Origin of the sequence: Paraferrimonas sp. SM1919 (assembly GCF_010993985.1) — a bacterium.
Taxonomy (GTDB): Bacteria; Pseudomonadota; Gammaproteobacteria; order Enterobacterales; family Shewanellaceae; genus SM1919.
The window spans coordinates 1-556 of the sequence record NZ_WINH01000119.1; the positions used below are offsets into that span (position 1 = coordinate 1).

Genomic DNA, 556 nt, shown 5'->3' on the forward strand with positions numbered 1-556 from the left:
TGCCTTGGCCGTCACAACTTCTGCAGAAACCCAGACGGAGACAAGATGCCCTGGTGTTTCTTCAGAAGAGGCCGCAAGTTGCTGTGGGACTTCTGCGACGTGAAAAAGTGTCCCAAATTCACTGCCAAGTTTACATCTTTTTGCTCTTTCTGATGAGAGTTGTTGAGCCCATGGTCAAGGTCTCAACCATCTCCCCTCCCCTGAGCTCTTGGATGTGGCAGAACTTGCCGGTATTGCAGACCAGTTTGCCACCCTCCAGATTGACAACACACCTGATCTTCTTGCCGTCCATGGTGGTGATGTCAGCCTCCTTGCCGATGGTGAAGGAGTTGGTCACAGTCTTTCCAGGGGTCTTGGAGGTGACAACAAAGTCATTGCCACTCTGCTTGATCTCAGTAATGGGCTTGATGTCCTTGGCCATCTTGATGACATCAGCTGGAAGTTCCATGGCCCTGAGGAACTCCTCGTAGTTCTCCTGGGCGTAGACCTGCCATGTTCCACTGAAGTCCATGTTTTCTAGAAGATCTGGACTCTCCTTTACCAAGGTGGGCTGGAG

1 protein-coding gene is annotated in these 556 nt (G+C 51.4%); it reads right to left on the reverse strand.

Annotated elements, in window-relative coordinates:
* Window positions 1–130 precede the first annotated feature (130 nt).
* The coding region (locus GFB48_RS17435) for a lipocalin/fatty-acid binding family protein (RefSeq protein ID WP_163938790.1) at window positions 131–556 on the reverse strand (426 nt) is incomplete at its 5' end.